Source organism: Sphingomonas sp. (assembly GCF_030145815.1).
GTDB lineage: Bacteria > Pseudomonadota > Alphaproteobacteria > Sphingomonadales > Sphingomonadaceae > Sphingomonas.
The window spans coordinates 57,020-75,188 of the sequence record NZ_JAIXHL010000023.1; the positions used below are offsets into that span (position 1 = coordinate 57,020).

14 protein-coding genes and 2 pseudogenes are annotated in these 18,169 nt (G+C 64.5%); 9 read left to right on the forward strand and 7 right to left on the reverse strand.

From position 1 onward, the window contains the following. Positions 1-4: 4 nt before the first annotated feature. Entirely contained in the window at positions 5-1,285 is a 1,281-nt protein-coding gene (locus tag KYX69_RS18070) for an FAD/NAD(P)-binding oxidoreductase (protein ID WP_300499789.1), read from the reverse strand. A gap of 78 nt (positions 1,286-1,363) precedes the next feature. Here KYX69_RS18070 and KYX69_RS18075 point away from each other — a divergent pair, with 78 nt between their 5' ends. From KYX69_RS18075 to KYX69_RS18100, 6 genes are all read left to right on the forward strand, one after another. Then, complete coding sequence (locus KYX69_RS18075) at positions 1,364-1,705, forward strand: rhodanese-like domain-containing protein (protein ID WP_300499791.1); 342 nt, start codon at positions 1,364-1,366, stop codon at positions 1,703-1,705. A gap of 3 nt (positions 1,706-1,708) precedes the next feature. Further along, positions 1,709-2,728, forward strand: a complete 1,020-nt coding sequence (locus KYX69_RS18080) for an efflux RND transporter periplasmic adaptor subunit (protein WP_300499793.1) — start codon at positions 1,709-1,711, stop codon at positions 2,726-2,728. Next, positions 2,725-5,964, forward strand: coding sequence for an efflux RND transporter permease subunit (locus KYX69_RS18085; protein ID WP_300499795.1), 3,240 nt, complete (start codon positions 2,725-2,727; stop codon positions 5,962-5,964). The genes KYX69_RS18080 and KYX69_RS18085 overlap by 4 nt, the downstream gene beginning before the upstream one ends. Further along, the gene (locus tag KYX69_RS18090) at positions 5,961-6,287 is read left to right on the forward strand and encodes a helix-turn-helix transcriptional regulator (protein ID WP_300499797.1); all 327 of its coding nucleotides are present in this window, start codon (positions 5,961-5,963) and stop codon (positions 6,285-6,287) included. Before KYX69_RS18085 ends, KYX69_RS18090 begins: the two co-directional genes overlap by 4 nt. 141 nt (positions 6,288-6,428) lie before the next feature. Further along, positions 6,429-7,295, forward strand: coding sequence for an MBL fold metallo-hydrolase (locus KYX69_RS18095; protein WP_300499821.1), 867 nt, complete (start codon positions 6,429-6,431; stop codon positions 7,293-7,295). A 29-nt stretch (positions 7,296-7,324) separates the two neighbouring features. Next, entirely contained in the window at positions 7,325-8,101 is a 777-nt protein-coding gene (locus KYX69_RS18100; RefSeq protein ID WP_300499799.1) for a sulfite exporter TauE/SafE family protein, read from the forward strand. On the opposite strand, the gene KYX69_RS18105 is transcribed toward KYX69_RS18100, so the two are convergent. Together KYX69_RS18105 and KYX69_RS18110 are read right to left on the reverse strand one after the other, a co-directional pair. Further along, positions 8,102-8,890: an SDR family oxidoreductase gene (locus KYX69_RS18105; protein ID WP_300499802.1), complete on the reverse strand. Its 789-nt coding sequence runs from the start codon at positions 8,888-8,890 to the stop codon at positions 8,102-8,104. Next, complete coding sequence (locus tag KYX69_RS18110) at positions 8,887-9,216, reverse strand: nuclear transport factor 2 family protein (RefSeq protein ID WP_300499805.1); 330 nt, start codon at positions 9,214-9,216, stop codon at positions 8,887-8,889. Before KYX69_RS18110 ends, KYX69_RS18105 begins: the two co-directional genes overlap by 4 nt. Positions 9,217-9,312: 96 nt before the next feature. Here KYX69_RS18110 and KYX69_RS18115 point away from each other — a divergent pair, with 96 nt between their 5' ends. Next, positions 9,313-10,224 (forward strand): LysR family transcriptional regulator, encoded by a 912-nt coding sequence (locus KYX69_RS18115; protein WP_300499808.1) that lies wholly within the window; start codon positions 9,313-9,315, stop codon positions 10,222-10,224. Between the two features lie 145 nt (positions 10,225-10,369). On the opposite strand, the gene KYX69_RS18120 is transcribed toward KYX69_RS18115, so the two are convergent. Both KYX69_RS18120 and KYX69_RS18125 read right to left on the reverse strand, forming a co-directional pair. Next, complete coding sequence (locus tag KYX69_RS18120) at positions 10,370-10,693, reverse strand: sensor histidine kinase (RefSeq protein ID WP_367280215.1); 324 nt, start codon at positions 10,691-10,693, stop codon at positions 10,370-10,372. 688 nt (positions 10,694-11,381) lie between these two features. Continuing rightward, positions 11,382-12,292 (reverse strand): annotated as a pseudogene (locus tag KYX69_RS18125) (ArdC family protein). 1,120 nt (positions 12,293-13,412) lie between these two features. Between KYX69_RS18125 and KYX69_RS18130 the strand changes: the two are divergent. Both KYX69_RS18130 and KYX69_RS18135 read left to right on the forward strand, forming a co-directional pair. Beyond that, the gene (locus tag KYX69_RS18130) at positions 13,413-14,732 is read left to right on the forward strand and encodes a sensor domain-containing diguanylate cyclase (protein WP_300499813.1); all 1,320 of its coding nucleotides are present in this window, start codon (positions 13,413-13,415) and stop codon (positions 14,730-14,732) included. Positions 14,733-14,775: 43 nt separating this feature from the next. After that, positions 14,776-16,140, forward strand: a complete 1,365-nt coding sequence (locus tag KYX69_RS18135) for a methyl-accepting chemotaxis protein (protein WP_300499815.1) — start codon at positions 14,776-14,778, stop codon at positions 16,138-16,140. 170 nt (positions 16,141-16,310) lie between these two features. Here KYX69_RS18135 and KYX69_RS18140 read toward each other — a convergent pair. Continuing rightward, a pseudogene (locus KYX69_RS18140) lies at positions 16,311-17,520 on the reverse strand (tyrosine-type recombinase/integrase). A gap of 461 nt (positions 17,521-17,981) precedes the next feature. Then, positions 17,982-18,169, reverse strand: a 188-nt coding sequence (locus KYX69_RS18145) for an oxidoreductase C-terminal domain-containing protein (protein ID WP_300499818.1), incomplete at its 5' end; no start/stop codon positions are given.

Genomic DNA, 18,169 nt, shown 5'->3' on the forward strand with positions numbered 1-18,169 from the left:
TTCCTTAGTCGAAGCGGAGTTTCTTGATGCCGAGCACGTGCAGCGCGAGCTTCTCGTAGAAGGGCTCGCTCTCGCCCTTGCGGACCTTGCGCAGGAAATATTTCTCGAAGCCAATCTTTGCGAGATGCACCCATTTGCCCGCCGCCGACCAGTTGGTGTTGCGCGGCGGGATTTGCGGCTTGGCAACGAACGCAACGCCGCCATCCCCGAAATCGGCAAGGCAGATGGCGTTCCACGTCGCCTCATGCGTCGGCTCCTCGCCAGCGTGGATCTGTTTCAGATTCTGCGCGATCGCAGTGACCATGCTCTCGATCATGAAGCCGGTCTTGGGCACGCCGACGGGGAGTGGCGTCGGCCCGGTCGGCGGGATCGCGATGCACACGCCCAGCGCAAAGATGTTGCGATAGGTCGGGTTGCGCTGGTGCTTGTCGGTCAGGATGAAGCCGCGCGGATTGCTCAGCCCCTCGATCCCCTGCACCGCCGGAACGCCACGGAACGCCGGCAACAGCATCGCCCAGCCGAAATCGAGGTCGTGCGCCTTTTTGAGCGACCCGTCCTCATTGACCTCTTCGGCGTGCAGCACGCCATCCTCGACGCTGGTCACGCGGGTGTTGGTCAGCCACTTGATGTGCCGCTCGCGCATTTCGCTTTCGAGCATCGATTTGGTGTCGCCGACCCCATCCAGGCCGAGATGGCCGATATAGGGTTCGGGCGTGACGAAGGTCATCGGCACCTTGTCGCGAATCTTGCGACGCTTGAGCTCGGTGTCGAGCACCATCGCCATTTCATAAGCCGGGCCGTAGCAGGACGCGCCCTGCGCCGCGCCGACGACGATCGGGCGCGGGTTGGCGCACAGCTCCTCGAACTTGGCGTGCGCCGCCGCCGCATGATCGGTGTGACAGATCGATTCAGTATGGCCATCCGGGCCGAAGCCGGGGATTTCATCGAAGGCAAGGTCGGGGCCGGTCGCGATGACCAGATAGTCGTAATCAATGGAGCTGCCGTCGAGCAGTTCGACGCGGTTTTCGGTCGGATGCACTTTCGCCGCGCCAATGCTCGAATAGGCAATGCCGTGCTTCTGCATCACCGGGGGCAGATGGACGCGAATCGCCTCCGGCTCGCGCCAGCCGACCGCGACCCAGGGGTTGGACGGGACGAACCAGTAATCCTCGCCCTTGTTCACCACCGTGACCCGCGCTTTGCCCTTCAGCGCCTCGCGAATTTCATAGGCGGCGATAGTGCCACCCAGCCCCGCCCCCAGCACCACGACATGTGAGTCCGACATGACCTCTCTCCAATAAATTCGAGTTGACTAATATGCTGTGTAATGCATATTAGCAATACTCAATTTTAGAGGATTGCCATGTTTGGTCTGTTCAGGAGACGCACGATGCGTGAGGTCACACCCAATGAGTTGCAGGCGATGATCGCGGACGGAACCGCGCTGCTCGTCGACGTGCGCGAGCGCGACGAGTTCGCGAGCGGCCACATTGCCGGTGCGGTCAATCTGCCGCTCTCCGCGTTCGACCCCGCCGCCCTGCCCGATCCCGGCGCACGCACGCTCGTGCTCAACTGCGCGGGCGGCAAGCGATCGGCGATGGCGCTGGGCAAGTGCGCGGTGGCAGAGGCCGCCGTCGACACGCATCTCGCCGGCGGAATCGCCGCGTGGAAGGCCGCTGGCCTTCCGGTCACCCAGAGAGCCTGACCGATGCGCTGGCGCCTCCCTCTTCTGCTCGCTGCAACCGCCCTTCCGCTCGCCGCGTGCGGGGGTGAGGCCGAGTCGCCAGCCGCCAGCGCGTCCCGCTATGCCGGGCCGACGCTGACCGTCCGGAGCACCGACACCACCGACTGGCGGACCGTCAGCGCCAGCATCACCAGCGTCGATCAGGCGCAGGCGATGGCGCGCATCCCCGGCGTGCTGACCAGCCTGACCATCAAGGAAGGCGATATGGTCGCGCGCGGGCAGGTCATCGGGCGCATCATCGACAGCCAGTTGGGCTATCAGAGCAGCGCTTATGGTGCGCAGGCTGCGGCTGCCGAGGCGCAGGCGGCACAGGCGCGGGCAGAACTGGCGCGCACGCAATTCCTCTATGACAACGGCGTTTACGCCAAGGCGCGGCTGGATCAGGCACAGGCCGGTGCCCGGGCGGCGGAGGCGCAGATTCACGCCGCCCGCGCGCAGCAATCAGCGGTGTCCGCTGTCGCCGGACAGGGCGCAGTGACCGCGCCGTCCGCCGGGCGCGTGCTGATCGCGAACATCCCCGCCGGGTCGGCAGTCGCGCCGGGCATGGCGATTGCGACGATTACCTCCGGCCCGGTCATCCTGCGGCTCGAACTGCCCGAGAGCCTCGCCGCCACGATCCGTCCCGGTGCAGCGGTCACCGCCGAACTGGCCCCCGGCGATACGCGGCGCGGCACGGTGACCAAGCTCTATCCCGCAGTGAATGGTGGACAGGTCGCCGCCGATGTCGTCATCGACAAACTGCCCGCAGACCTGATCGGCCGTCGCGTGTCGGCGCGGGTCGAGGCAGGACGCCGCGCGGCGCTGATCGTGCCCAAGGCCGCGATCACCACCCGCTTCGGGGTGGACAGCGTGCGGCTGGTCGGTTCGAACGGGACACTCGCGACGGTGCCGGTGCAGACTGCGCCGACCGGCGATCCGAAGCAGGTCGAAATTCTGTCGGGCATCGCTGCGGGCGACCGCCTCGCGCTCGGAGCGTCGCAATGAATCTCGGAATCTCCGGTCGGCTCACGCGCGCCTTCATCAATTCGCCACTGACCCCGCTCGCGCTGCTCGCCGCGATCCTGGTCGGCCTGCTCGCCACCATCACCATCCCGCGTGAGGAAGAGCCGCAAATCTCGGTGCCGATGGTCGACATCATGGTCGCCGCGCCCGGTCTGTCGGCGGGCGATGCGGTCGAACTGCTCGCCAAGCCGCTGGAGACGATCGTCAAGTCGGTTGACGGGGTCGAGCATGTCTATACCCAGGCCGAATCCAACGGCGTGATGGTCACCGCCCGCTTCCTCGTCGGCTCCAAGCCGGAGGATGCGGCGATCCGGATCGAGGAAAAGCTGCGCGCTAATATGGACCGGATCCCGGTCGGCATCCCCCAGCCGCGCGTTACCGTGCGCGGCATCAACGATGTGCCGATCGTTGTCCTCACCCTCACCCCGCGCCCCGATGCGCCGGGGGTGTGGAATGATCAGGCGCTCGCCCAGCTCGCCGGGCGGCTGCGCACCGAAATCGCCAAGGTGCCCGATGTCGGCCTGACCTTCATCGTCGGCGGCCAGCAACAGGCGATCCGCATCGCCCCCGATCCCGCGCGGCTCGCGGCGATGCAGGTGCCGCTGGGCAATGTGATCGAGGCGACGTCACAGGCCAATCGCGCCTTCCCCGCCGGACAGGTGCGCGAGGGCGGCCAGACCGCTCAGGTGGTGGCCGGGCGCACGCTCGAGTCCGCCGAGGCGGTCGGCGCGCTGGTGGTGCGTTCGATCAACGGCGCGCCCGTCTATCTGCGCGACGTCGCCGATGTCAGTGAAGCACCGACCCAGGATCAGGCGCGCGCCTGGCGCTGGGCGCGCAACGGCGATCGCTGGTCGAGCGCTCCGGCGGTCAGCCTCGCCATCGCCAAGCGCGCCGGGGCCAATGCGGTCACCGTGTCGCACGCAATCACCGATCGGGTCGAGCGGCTGAAGGGCAGTCTGATCCCCGATACCGTCACCGTCGCGGTGACGCGCAACTATGGTGAGACCGCCGATCACAAGGCGAACGAGCTATTGTTCCACCTCGCGCTCGCCACCGTGTCGATCGTGCTGCTGATCGGCTTTGCGATCGGCTGGCGCGAGGCCGGGGTCACGGCGATCGTGATCCCGACCACGATCCTGCTCACCATGTTTGCGTCGAACCTGATGGGCTTCACGATCAACCGCGTCAGCCTGTTCGCGCTGATCTTTTCGATCGGCATCCTGGTCGACGACGCAATCGTGATGATCGAGAATATCGCCCGGCACTGGGCGATGGGCGATGTCGGGACCGAGGGCGGCCGCACGCGCGTGTCCGCCGCGATCGACGCCGTGGCGGAGGTCGGCAACCCGACCATCGTCGCGACGCTGACCGTGGTCGCCGCACTGCTGCCGATGCTGTTCGTGTCGGGCCTGATGGGGCCGTATATGGCACCAATCCCGATCAACGCATCGGCGGCGATGATCTTTTCCTTCTTCGTCGCGGTGATCATCGCCCCGTGGCTGATGATCCGTTTTGCCCGCAAGACGCTGGCTGCGGGCCATGGCCATGACGATGCGCATGGCGGCAAGCTCGGCGCGCTGTATGGCCGCGTCGCCGCGCGGGTGATCGCCACGCGGCGCAGTGCCTGGACCTTCCTGATCGCGGTCGGGCTGGCGACGTTGCTCGCCGGATCGATGTTCTATTTCAAGGCGGTGACGGTGAAGCTGCTACCCTTCGACAACAAGTCGGAGGTGCAGCTGGTCGTCGACCTGCCCGAAGGGACCAGCCTGGAAGCAACGTCGCGCCTGCTGGAACAGGCGGCGGCGGTCGCGCGCACCGTGCCCGAGGTGACGGCGATGGAGGCTTATGCCGGGACCTCCGCCCCGTTCAACTTCAACGGCCTGGTCCGTCATTACTTCCTGCGCGACAAGCCGTGGATGGGCGACCTGATGCTCACCCTCGCGCCGAAGGAGGAGCGGGCGCGTGCCAGCCACGACGTCGCCGTCGCGTTACGCGAGCGATTGAAGGCGCTGCCGCTACCCGCCGGTGGGTCGATCAAGGTCGTCGAAACCCCGCCCGGCCCGCCGGTCATGGCAACGCTGCTCGCCGAAGTCTATGGCCCGGATGAAGCGACGCGCCGCAACGTCGCGACCGAGGTGGAGAAGCTGTTCCGCTCCGTCCCCTTTATCGTCGATGTCGACAATAGCTTCGGCACGGCGGCACCCGAGCTGCGGCTGATCCCGCAGCGCGACCGGCTGGACTATTACGGCCTGTCCGAACGCCAACTATTCGATTCGATCGGCGCGCTGCTGGGTAACACGGTGGTCGGCCATGCGCCGCAGGGCGACGGACGCGACGCGCTGCCGATCCAGATCGGCCTCAACCAATCGCAGCGCAGCTGGAGCCAGGCGCTTGCCGCGACCCCGGTCGCGGTGACGCGCGGGGCCGCCGGTCCACAGCTGGTGCCACTGGGCGAGTTGGTCGAGGCGCGGATGGTAACGGCCGATCCGGCGATCTTCCGCCGCGACGGGCGCGGCGCGACGATGGTCAGCGCCGAACTGGCTGGCCGCTACGAAGCGCCGATCTATGGCATGCTCGCCGTCAACGAAGCGATCGACGCGCATGACTGGGCCGCGCGCGGCCTGCCCAAGCCCGAAATCCGCCTGAACGGCCAGCCCGAGGACGAGAGCACCCCATCGCTGCTGTGGGATGGGGAGTGGGAGATCACCTGGGTCACGTTCCGCGACATGGGGGCGGCGTTCATGGTCGCGCTGCTCGGCATCTATGTGCTGGTCGTTGCGCAGTTCGGCAATTTCAAGATTCCGCTGGTAATCCTGACCCCGATCCCGCTCACGCTGGTCGGCATCGTGCTGGGCCATATCGTCTTCGGCGCGCCGTTCACCGCGACCTCGATGATCGGGTTCATCGCGCTTGCCGGAATCATCGTGCGGAACTCGATCCTGCTGGTGGATTTTATCCGCCATGCCCGGTCAGAGGATAAATCCCTGCGCGACACGTTGCTGGAGGCGGGGATGATCCGGTTCAAGCCGATCGTGCTGACGGCGGCGGCCGCGATGATCGGCGCGGCGGTGATCCTGACCGACCCGATCTTTCAGGGGCTTGCGATTTCGCTGTTGTTCGGCTTGGCTTCCTCGACACTGCTGACCGTGCTCGTCATCCCTGCCATCTATGTGGTGCTGCGCGATGACGAGCGGCCCATGACGAAGGCACTTCAATGAGCGCACTGGACCTATCCCTCGACGAAATGCGCGTGCAGGCAGATGGCCTGGCCCGCCATCTGCGTGCGCTCGCCAACCCGGCGCGGTTGCTGATCCTGTGCCGCTTGTCGGCTGGCGAAGCGTCGGTGGGCGAGCTGGTCGAGGTGACGGGCTTGTCGCAATCGGCAGTGTCCCAGCACCTCGCACTGCTGCGCGAAGCCGGCGCGGTGGCGGCGCGTGTCGATCAGCAGCTGCGTCATTACTCGATCTCCGACCCCCAGGTCGGCCGGATTTTCGACGCGCTGTGCAGCGCATGCCGCGAGCCGGATGCTACCCCGGCCTGAACCGACCATTATATTGACAATAACGAATATAAGGGCTATGTAATATTCCGAGGACGCAACTCGGAGTAGCTGATCGTGACCCATGAAGACACCGCGCTGGCACAGGCGGCAGACATTGTCCGCGCGTGTCGCAGCGACAGGATGCCGGTGCCGATCGTGCGCGGCTTCTTTGATGAGGCGACGTTCACGGTCAGCTATGTCGTGCATGACCCGGTCGCACGGGTTGCAGCGATCATCGACAGCGTGCTGGACTTCGACCCCGCTTCCGGACGCACCAGCCATGGTTCGGCACAGGCGATCGTCGACTATGTGACGGCGCGCGGGCTGACGGTCGAATGGCTGTTGGAAACCCATGTCCATGCCGACCACCTCTCCGCCGCGCCCTGGTTGCAGGCGCAGCTGGGCGGCAAACTGGCGATCGGCCGCCACATCACCATGGTCCAGGACACGTTCGGCAAGCTGTTCAACGCCGGCACTGAATTCGAACGCGACGGATCGCAGTTCGACCAGCTGTTCGATGATGGCGACAGCTTCATGCTGGGGTCGATCCGCGCCACCGTGCTGGCCGTTCCGGGGCACACACCGGCCGACCTCGCCTTTGTCATCGGCGATGCCGTGTTTCCGGGCGACACGATCTTCATGCCCGATTACGGCACCGCCCGCGCGGATTTTCCGGGTGGTGACGCCCGGCGGCTGTACCAGTCGATCCGCCGCCTGCTGGCGCTGCCGCGTGAGGCGCGGCTGTTCCTGTGCCATGACTATAAGGCGCCGGGTCGCAAGGAATTCCGCTGGGAAACCACCATCGGTGCGCAGCGTGATGTCAATGTCCATGTGCATGACGGGATCGGCGAGGACGAGTTCGTCGCGATGCGGACCGCTCGCGACCGGACGCTCGGCATGCCCCGGCTGATCCTGCCGTCGATTCAGGTGAACATGCGGGGCGGCCGCCTGCCCGAGCCAGAGGCGAACGGCACCCGATATCTCAAGATCCCGCTCGATGCGGTGTGACCGCTCCGGCGATAGCGTGACGGTGGGCAATGGTTGACGTGACCTACCTCCTGCTCGGGCTGCTGTCCGGTGCGCTGGTCGGCTTTTCGCTCGGCCTGGTCGGCGGCGGCGGGTCGATCCTTGCCGTTCCGCTGATGGTCTATGTCGTCGGCGTCGCCAATCCGCACATCGCGATCGGCACCGCGGCGCTGGCGGTCGCGGCCAATGCCGCAACCGGGCTGCTCAGCCATGCTCGCGCCCACACCGTCAAATGGCGCTGCGGCGGCATGTACGCCGCAGCGGGCATCGTCGGCGCGTTCGCCGGATCTAGCCTGGGCAAGGCTGTCGACGGTCAGCAGCTGTTGTTCCTGTTCGCGCTGGTGATGGTCGGGGTCGGCGTGCTGATGATCCGCGGCCGCAAGGCAAAGGGCGATCCCACGGCACAATGCACCCGCACCAATGCGCCGCGCGTGCTGGGCTTCGGCTTGGGCAGTGGCGCCTTTTCGGGCTTTTTCGGGATTGGCGGCGGCTTCCTGATCGTGCCCGGCTTGATCGCATCGACCCATATGCCGATCGTCAACGCGGTCGGCACCAGCCTGGTCGCGGTCACCGCCTTTGGCCTGACCACGGCGGCGAACTATGCGGTGTCCGGTCTGGTCCACTGGACGCTCGCCGGCATTTTCATTGCAGGCGGGGTGGTCGGTGGACTTGGCGGTACTGCAGTCGCGCGCCGACTTTCGGGCAGCGGGAAGCTGACGCTGGTCTTTGCCGGCCTGATCTTTGTCATCGCTGCCTATATGCTGTGGCAGAGCGCGCGGGCGGCCTAGCTACACGGTGCTGATCGTCCCTCCGTCGATGACGAACTCGGACCCGTGGATCGCGGCGGCGCGGTCAGCGGCGAGATAGGCGATCAGGTCCGCCACCTCTTCGGGCTCGGCACCGCGTCCGATCGAAATCCCGCCCAAGCCGTCGAGCACCGATTGCCGCGCGTCCTCGATCGTACCGCCATTGGCCGCGCGCAGCATTTCGAGAAAGTGACTGGCCCCTTCCGTCATGATCCAGCCGGGTGAGACAGCATTGACGCGCACACCCTTAGGACCCAGCTCCTTCGAGATCGACTTGCTGTAGGTCCGCAGCGCCGCCTTGGCTGCGGCATAGGCGGTGGTGGATTCGGGCAGCGGCAGCACCGACTGGATCGAGGTGACATGCACCACAACGCCGTTGCCCCGCGCGATCATCTGCGGGATCAGCAGGCGATCGAGCCGGACGGTGGCCAGCAGATTGAGGTTCAGCTCGGCAAGCCAGTGCGCGTCGCTCAACGCGGTGAAGCCCCCGGCTGGCGACGCCGAGCCACCAATGACATGCGCGAGAATGTCGATGCCGCCCAGTCGCGCGACTGCTGCCGTGGCCAGCGCTTCGCTGCCCTCTGGCGTGGTGAGGTCAGCCTGGACATAGTCGACCCCGTCGATGGGATCATTGATCGCCCGCGCGGCGGTGATGACACGCGCCCCGCCAGCCAGGAAGCGCGCTACCGTAGCGCGGCCGAGTCCTTTGGTGCCACCGCTGACCAGCACCCGCTTGCCGGAGAACTCGGTGGGATCCGCCGTGATGCTCATACCGTGACCTCCAGCGTCTCGATGGCACCGTCCGCCAGTACGAAACGGTAGGTGAAGCGCAGCGGGCTGCCCGGAAAGTCGCCATGCGCCGGACCTTCGACGATCACCGCGTCGCCTGCGTGCCGAACGGCGTCGGGCGCGAAGACCGCCTTCACCGGGATCACTTCTTTCTCGAAAAGCTGGCGGATCGCCGCCTGTCCCTCGAACCGCTTGCCGTTGTCGATGAAGACGGCATCACCCCGGAAGGGCTGTATCATCCCGTCGATATCGAGACGGGCATTCGCCGCGACATAATCGGCGATCGGCTTGGGTAGAGCGATTGGCATGGTCATCTCCTCGACAGCGATGAACATGATTTAGCGATGGACATTACTCCTGATAATCGCGACAAACCGGCATAGCGTGTCACGAAAATCAGAATAATGGTCCGCCACTCCCTGATCGAACTCGAAGCGGTGCTCGCGATCGTACGGTGCGGTTCCTTCCGGGCCGCGGCGCTCGACCTCGGCATGTCGACCACGGCGATCAGCAACGCAGTGGGGAAGCTTGAGCGCGAGCTTGCCGTACGCTTGTTCAATCGCACCACGCGCAGCGTGTCGCTGACCCATGCCGGTCGGATCTTCGTCGCGCAGATCAAGCCGGCGCTCGCGGACATTCAGAAGGCGATGAACTCGGCACGCGCGCAGCAGGAGGTGCCGTCGGGCACGTTGCGCATCAATGCCTTTGCGACCGCCGCGCGCGAGATCATGGCGCCGCTGGTGCTGACCTATCTCCAACGCTTTCCGCAGGTGCATATCGATCTCGTCACTGAGGGGCGGCTGGTGGACGTCGTGGCTGCAGGCTTCGACCTGGGTGTGCGCAGCGCAGACCTGGTGCCGAGCGACGCCATCGCGATCCCACTCGGCCAGACACGGCGCATGGCGGTCGTGGCATCCCCGGCCTTCTTCCATGAGCGCGCGATCCCGAAGGTGCCGCAGGACCTTGCAACCTACCCCTGTCTGCGGGTCCGGCTTCCCAACGGTGCGCTGTTCCGGTGGCGCTTCGAACGGGGCGGCGCGGAGCTGCAGCTTGATGTCGAGGGGCCGATGACGCTCGACGAGGCGTCGCTCACCCGGATTGCTGTCATGAACGGTGTGGGGATCGGTTACTTCATGGAGACCGATGTCCGTGAAGACATTGCGGCGGGGCGTCTCGTTCGCATTCTGGAAGACTGGACGCCGCCCATCGCGCCGCTGTGCCTGTATTATCCCAACCGCCGCAATGCCTCGGCGGCCTTCCAGGCGTTCATCGCACTCGCACGGGACTTCGCCGCCGGACGGCTAGCGCAGGCGTGAACGCCGCGCGACGCCGCGCCTGATCGACACGCCGCCTGCGCCGCCAGCGTTGGAGCGGCAATGCTCGGGTCGGGCGGCAGGCCTGCCCCGTTCATACGCGTCATGCTCAATGGCGCCAGATATGGCGTCGTCGATCCCATCTTGATCAACCAGAGGAATTGGCACGCGCCAGCGGCACTTCGAGCGTCAGGCAGGTGCCGTCGGGGCCGGTTGCAATGGTCAGCGCCCCGCCGAGATGGCGCGCGCGCGTCTCCATGCTGGTCAGTCCGCGCCCGCGGCGATAGCCCTCGACCAATCCAGTGCCATCGTCTCGCACGGTAATTCGGATCGGCCCATATGGGCCTGCGCTGCCCGTCACCGCGATCCGCCGCGCGCCCGAATGGCGCATCGCATTCGTAACCGCCTCCTGCAGGATCCGCAGCAATTGCAAGGTGGGCCGCGGGCCAAGGTCCACACTCGGGCTCGACATTCAGGGCGGCGTCCTAGATGTCGCCAGCGTCAATGCGCTGGGATCGAGCTTCGTCACATCGACCACATCGGGCGGCATTCTCGCGGTCGGGAACACGAACGACGAGGTGCTGGCCAATGACCTGACCGGCAATCTGGTTCTGGTAAAGGCGGGCAGCGGTGTCCTCGATGTCACCGGAACCAACAGCTATGTGCTCGGTACGCTGATCAATGGCGGCGCGAAGGACCGGCAACGCCGGTTGCGACCCGCCGCGGCGGGACTAGAAGGCAGCGACGCCCACCCCCCTTGGCCGCGGCCGAACAAACAACGCCGGCGCGGCGCGCCGACCGCAGCATCTCAAGCGCAGCGCGCTTGCCGCTCCGCCAGGAGCTCACAAGCACGCACTCTCGAATCCGGCCGGCCGTCGCGGCGGCGTGCGCGCGCGGGCCGTGCGCCAGCCGTCACCGCGCCCTCCGGCCGGATCGAGTGTGCTACGCGGCCATCACGACGCGCGGCCTCTGGCGGTTCCGCAGGAAGCCGCCAGTGTACGCTCCGCTGAACCCGCGTTCCGCTTCACGCGGGGTTCCGCGCCGCCCGCATTCGCGACTGTCGCCCGCTGCGCGCCCTCGAGATCCGACAAGGGCCTCGAGGGCGCGCAGCGGGAGCATGGCGTGCACCCCGGCGGGCAGGCACATGCGCAGTTCCTCTTTCAATCTGGCCCGCCCTCAGCTCGCGAAGCAAACGCCAGCAGATAGTCGGCAGCCTTGGCGGCGGCGCTGGCGGCGCGGAAGATCGCGCGCTCGTCGCTGCGCAGCACCGCAAGCCACGCGCCGATATAGTCGCTGTGCCGAACGGATGGACGGATCGACAGCGCCGCACAGGTGAACGCGCTCGCCATCTCCGCGCCAGTTCCTCCCGCGCATAAGCGGCGGTCCCGAACCCGCCCGACTGGTCGCGATTGAGGCGCGTCGGATGCCCGGTCCAGTGACCAAGCTCGTGCAGCGCGGTGCGATACCAGTTGATCGGCTCGGGGAACGCGCCCTGCGGCGGGACTGCCACATAGTCCTCGGCGGGCGCATAATAGGCCTCCATCGCCCCGACCCGGAAATCCGCGCCGCTCGCGCGGATCAGCGCATGCGCTGCCGGAATGGTCTCGTATTCGGGCAGTGGCAGGTCCGGTGCCAGCATCGCCTCGGGCAGGCCTTCGCATTGCGCGACGTTGAATACCGTGAACCGCTTGAGAAACGCGATCTGCCGCGCCTCGCGATCCTCGTCGCGTGCGCGGTCCTGCTCGCCCTTGGGCGTGAACCGGTCGGCCTAGCAGACCGTGGTTCCGCGCTCGCCCTTGCGGAAGCTGCCGCCCAGCGCCTTTGCCTGCTGGAACGTCAGCCTGCGCTGCGAGCCATAGCCCCCCGCCACCACCGCAGCCCACAGGATCAGCACGTTGATCCCGGAATAGCGCCGCCCGCTCTGCGCATTGCGCGGCATCGCGCAGCCACAGGCTCCGCTGTCCCACGGCTGCACCCATGGCAGCCGTCCTGCCTCGAGTTCTTCGATCACCTGCCCGGTCACCTGCGCATATAGGCTTTTCCGGTCGTCACCCGTCTTGCTGTTGGTCATGGTCCTTGCTCCTTCTTCAATCCGCACCGGTCCCGGCGAAGGGGGGTGGGCGGCAAGGAGCGGACCGGCAGTCCAGCTGAAGCGGCGTGCTGCACCCCCCGGGGCCTTATTGCGCCAGCGCAATGAGGCGGGATCCAGGGCTGCAACGCAGTGGAAGACCCGGCGCAGCCGGGTTGCGGCGCGACGCGGCGGGACTAGAGGGCAGCGACCGCCCACCCTCCTTGGCCGCGGCCGAGACCAACAACGCCGGCGCAACGCGCCGTCCGCAGCGTCACGCAACGCATCGCGTTGCCCGGCTCTGCATGAGCCCCACGAACACGCACTCTCGAAGCCGGCCGGCCGTCGCGGCGGCGTGCGCGCGCGGGCCGTGCCCCAGCCGCCGCCGCGCCCTCCGGCCAGACCGAGTGTGTTACGCGGCGATCACGATGCGCGGCCCCTGGCGGTTCCGAAGGAAGCCGCCAGTGTACGCTCCGCTGCATCCGCGTTCCGCTTCACGCGGCATCCGCCGCTGTCGCGTTATTCGATCGTCACCCGCATGGGCCGAGACCCGCCAGGGCTCGGTAGAGCGCAGCGGAATAGAGCGCGGTCGCGCCCAAGGCGCGAAACGCACAACTCGTCTATATCCAACTTATGGGTTCGGGGGGAAATCTACCGACAGCTTCGCGCCCTACAATCGGTCGTTCGGACAAGCGCGGTGTATCTTCACATCGGACCGTCCGCTTCCCAGTAGCTTTGCGGCGCCCCGTAATACTACTATCCGACCCTTCCCATCGGCACCGCCTCTACAATGACTGTAGAAGGATGGACGACGGGCGGCGGGCGAAATGGCGACAAAACTGCGCGAGCGCAAACAGCCGATTTGCGGTTTGAAGCCTAGCCCGACACAAGCACCCGCTGAGGCGCAAGCGCGAACCGCGCGTCTGCGTGCACACCCGCCTGTGCGAATCGCACATGGCGAAGTTGAGCGCTGCGGGTCCCACGTTCCCTTCCCCAGCGCCCCTCGGCTGGGTCAGAGCCGCAGGCATAGCAGGTGCGGACTGCGCCTGGTCCGGCATCTTCTAGCTTCGAGCTGGACAAATGCCGCATTGCAAGACGCGCGCGCGGACGTTCAGTTATGAACATGCATGCATCTATGCCCGCGGGATCCGGTCAAAAGGACATTACCGGATCGCTGATGTTGGATGCCATCTCCCGCAGTACCCCGATCATGCAACTCTCGATGACGGGTTCGGTCCTTGCCATCAACGAACGATATCTCCGCATGGTCCGAAAGCGTGAAGAACAGGTCGTCGGCCAGCACCACAGCGTCCTCATCCACCCCGACGATGGTGTCACCGTGACCAGCCCAATATTTTGGGAAGCCTTGAAGGAGGGCCGCCCGGTGCAGGTTGAGCTTCGCTGCCCGGTGGAATGCGGTGAAGAGATGTTACTGAGGGTCCAGTACGCCGCTGTCTTCGATCCCGCAGGTGATCCCGCCTATGTCCTGCAGACCGCGACCGATATCACGATCGACAAGCGCCACTCCGATAATTTGCTGGACATGCTGGAGGCGATCTCCAGGTCAACGGCGATGATAGAGTTCTCGATGGACGGGAACGTACTTACCGCCAATTCGGTCTATCTCCAGATCATGGGGTATAGTCATCTGGATGTGCGCGGCAGGAACCACAAATTCTTTTTGGCCCAAGACGATTACCTCACACCGGAATACGAAACATTCTGGAGCCGGCTACGGGCGGGAGAATTCATCCAGTCGGAATTCTGCCGGTTGGGAAAGGGCGGGAAGCCGGTGTGGCTTCAGGCAAGCTACAATCCCATTCTCGGCCCGGACGGAACGCCGACCCGAATTCTCAAGATCGCCACGGAAGTGACGGAGGCGGTCGAACTTCGGCGGGAAATGGCACGAATGGCTTTCGTCGACTCGCTCACCTCGCTGGGCAACCGGCGCAAGTTTGACGCCGAGCTTGGCTTTGGGGTGCATCATTGTGCGCAATCCGGCTCTGATATAGCACTTCTCCTCATCGACATCGATCATTTCAAGGTATTCAACGACACCTACGGCCATCACGAAGGAGACGCCTGCCTTCGTTCGGTCGCGCACGCCATCAAGGATGCGTTCAGGCGCGATACCGATCTGGTCATGCGCTACGGCGGCGAAGAGTTCGCGGTGCTTCTGACTGACGTCGACGGCGATGCGGTGTCGATCCTGGCGGAGAAGTGCAGGTCGGCGGTCGAAGGTCTTCGTATCGAAAACCGCGAATCAGACACGGGGATTGTAAGCGTAAGCATCGGATGGGCGCTTATAAGTTCCGACGAACCGCGCTCGGATGACACTGGCGCAACGCTCATCAGGTGCGCGGACGCGGCGCTTTACAGGGCGAAACTATCGGGAAGAAATCGTGTTTGCGGGAACAACGATTTGAACCCTCTCAATATATAATTCGACAATAGAATTGAATTCACTCCGGTCTAAGGAGATTGCCGTGTCCTGGTTTCAGGCAAACGCCCCTATTCGAACGAAACTACTTATCGCATTCGGGCTTTTCGTCGGCATGATCGCAGGCGTTATAAGCGCGGACGCGTTGCTCCCTTCCGCAGTAGCGCGCGGTGCCGATGTGGCGGTTGTGATCTTGGCCGTCATTTGTGCCGCCTGGTTTCGCGAAGTGATCGCCGGCCCGTATGTTGCGACGGTGGTTCGTATGGAAGCGCTCGCCGCCGGAGATCTAGAAAGCCCGATCGCGTACACCGACTTTACCGACTGCGTCGGACGTCTTACGCGCGCCATGGATAGCTTCAAGCGCGCGGCCGAGGAGCAGATCCGCATGAACGTGCTGGCGCAGGAACATGCATCGGTCGTGCGGGGCATGGGCCGCTATTTCCATCGGCTTGCCGATGGGGATCTCAGCGCAAAGATTCTCGAGGAGTATCCCGTCGAGTTCAACGAATTGAAGCTTGGCTACAATGGCGCGGTCGATAGGCTGCGCGACCTGATCCATGCCTTGACGCAAAGCACGCATTCAATCGAAATGGGCAGCCGCGAGATCGCTCAATCCTCAAGTGATCTGGCTCGGCGTACCGAGCGGGCTTCGAACGACCTCGGCTCGACAGCAGCAGCTGTAAAAGAAATCACCAAAAGCGTCGACGAAACCGCGGCGGCTGCAGACGACTCGCGAGCCTCCAGCGATTCCGCCCGTCAGGCGGTAGCGGAGGGCCGCAACCGAACGACAACTGCCACCGCTGCCATGGTGGCAGTTACGGAAAGTTCCCGGGCGATTGACGATGTCATCGAGGGACTCGAGAAAATCGCCTTCCAGACGCGCGTGCTGGCGATGAACGCAGCCGTAGAAGCAGGCCGTGCGGGCGACGCCGGCCGCGGCTTCGCGGTTGTCGCGGATCTTGTCAGCGCCCTTGCGCTCCGAGCCGAAGCGGAATCTGCTAACGCCAAGGAGCAGTTGACGCGCGCGCGTGACGAGATCGAGACCGCCGTCGAGGCGGTGGGCTCGATCGACGTCGCCTTCAGGGTCATTGAGGGTTCGACCGAGGAAACCGCGCGCCGCGCCAACGCCATCGCCCAGGCGAGCCGCAACCAAGCGGATGCTGCTATAGCGGTAACCACAGCGCTCGCTTCGATCGAAACAAGCATTCAGCAGAATGCCGCAATGGTCGAGGAGAGTTCGGCCGCCGCCGCGCACTTGCTTGAAGAAATGGGAGTGCTGAGAGCGCAGACCGAAACCTTCAAGATTAACGCCCCCGATAAGTGCAGTCCGCAGATGATGGCACAGGCAGTTATTTCGGGACCCCGCAATGATATTCGGGAAGGGGGTCGCGTTTTTGGGGTTGTCGCCTAGCCGCCTGCCTCATTTACCCGTTTGGCCCAAGACGTCCAATGTCTCTAGACTTCTCTTTAGGTGGCTAGCGCGTCGAGCATACATTGATCTGCTTGGCAGCCTGCGGTCAGACAACTTCCGCAATGCTCACTTTCGTCTCTGAAGCCAGACCAACCGCTTCCGGCCCACTTTCAGCCATTAGCCGCCAGCGCTTGGAACCTGCCTTCGATCACAGCACCGCCGATCCGCAATTGATCGAGATAATCCGACCACCATTGCGCCATTCGTACGCGCTCGTCCCAGTGTGCGCCCCGATGATAGGCAGCCCGGATACGGTTATTGTCACCATGTGCCAGCGCGCGCTCAATCGCGTCAGGATGCCAAAGACCGGATTCGTTCAACAGGGTGCTCGCCATTGATCTGAAGCCATGGGACGTCATCTCCTGCTGATCGTATCCCATCCTGCGCAAGGCGGTATTAAGCGTATTCTCGCTCATGCACCGCAGCGTTGTGAAGCGCAGGAAATATGAATGAGCCGGCATTCCCAAGCGCCCTCAACTCCTTGAAGATGCCGAGCGACTGTCTGGACAACGGCACAGCGTGGACCTGCCGCATCTTCATCTTCTCAGCGGGAATTCTCCAAACAGCAGCGTCAAAATCGACCTCACTCCATTCCGCAGTCCGTAATTCGCCCGGGCACACGAAAACATGGGGCGCCAGTTTGAGAGCGAGCTTGGTTTCTATCCGACCGTCATATCCCTCGATTGCGCGCATCAATTCGCCGACGCCTTTTGGATCGACAATTGCAGAATGATGCCGGACCTGCGGAACAGTCAGCGCGCCGCGAAGGACGTCCGCCGGGTTACGCTCTGCCCGCACTGTTGCAGCCGCGTACCTGAACACGCGTCCAGCAAACGCGCGAAGCCGCTGCGCCGTCTCATGATGGCCGCGTCGCTCGATCTTCTTCAGCGCGGCGAGAAGCTGCTGGGGGGTGATATTAGCGATCGGCAGGTGACCCAGGTCAGGATCGAGCAAATCCATGAACCATCGCGCCTTCTTGATTGTAGCCGGCGCTTTGTGTTCGCGTTCCATCTTCTCGATGAACTCGTCGGCGAGAGCGCGAAAGGTTGCCGCGGCGTTCAGTGACGCCTCCAGCGCCGCTTGCTTTTTGCTCGCGCTTGGGTCGACGCCATTGCCTAGCTGCTGGCGCGCTTCCTTCAAGGACACCTCGGGGTACGAACCGAAGGCCAGCTTTCTTTCGACACCGTGAAACCGATACTTCAGGCGCCAGAGCATCGCGCCAGATGGCTTTACGAGGAGGTACAGCCCTTTCTCGTCAGCGACCTTGTAAGCCTTTTCCCACGGCCGAATCGCGCGAATTTTCAACACTGCCAGCGCCATGTGGGGGCCTCAAACTTCCGCTTGCAAAAAGGCCCCCACAAAGGGCCCCCAAATTGACCGGATGCGGGCAAACTTGGGCAACCATCGGCGGATGACCGAGGCCCAAGAATACCAGCTTTTCTGCGGTTTTTCGAGGATTTTAGGGCCGTTTCAGACCTAAAACTGGTGCCCCATGAACCACCTGATCGGGCACTCAAATCATTGGGAAATATTCGTCTCGGCGCAGTAGATACGGCGAACTTCGAACTTTTTACCGTAGCGATGCCAACCGCACGATCGCTCAGCGTCGTGCGCCCCGCCTGCCCCGGAACCAACCGACAAGCGCCTCGTGCTCATCAGCCAAGAAACGGTGCAGGGGCCAAGTACCCTGTCATCTGAACAAAACTAACGCGTGCTCGGCCCACCGCTGCCTCGGGGCCATTCGCCAATGTCGCAGCGCAACGAATATGGTGCACGCCTTTTCAGACCAGTTCCTTGAGCGGCACGCTGGCATCGGCGAGCGCCGCCGGGTCAGGCGACAGCCGCTCCACCACCAGCTTGCGGCCCTGCACATAATCCTTGGTCGCGTTGACGCAGTCGAGCGCGATCACGCGGCCATCCTTCAGATACACGACCGAAAAGCTGCGGTTCGCCGGATCGCCGCGCAGGA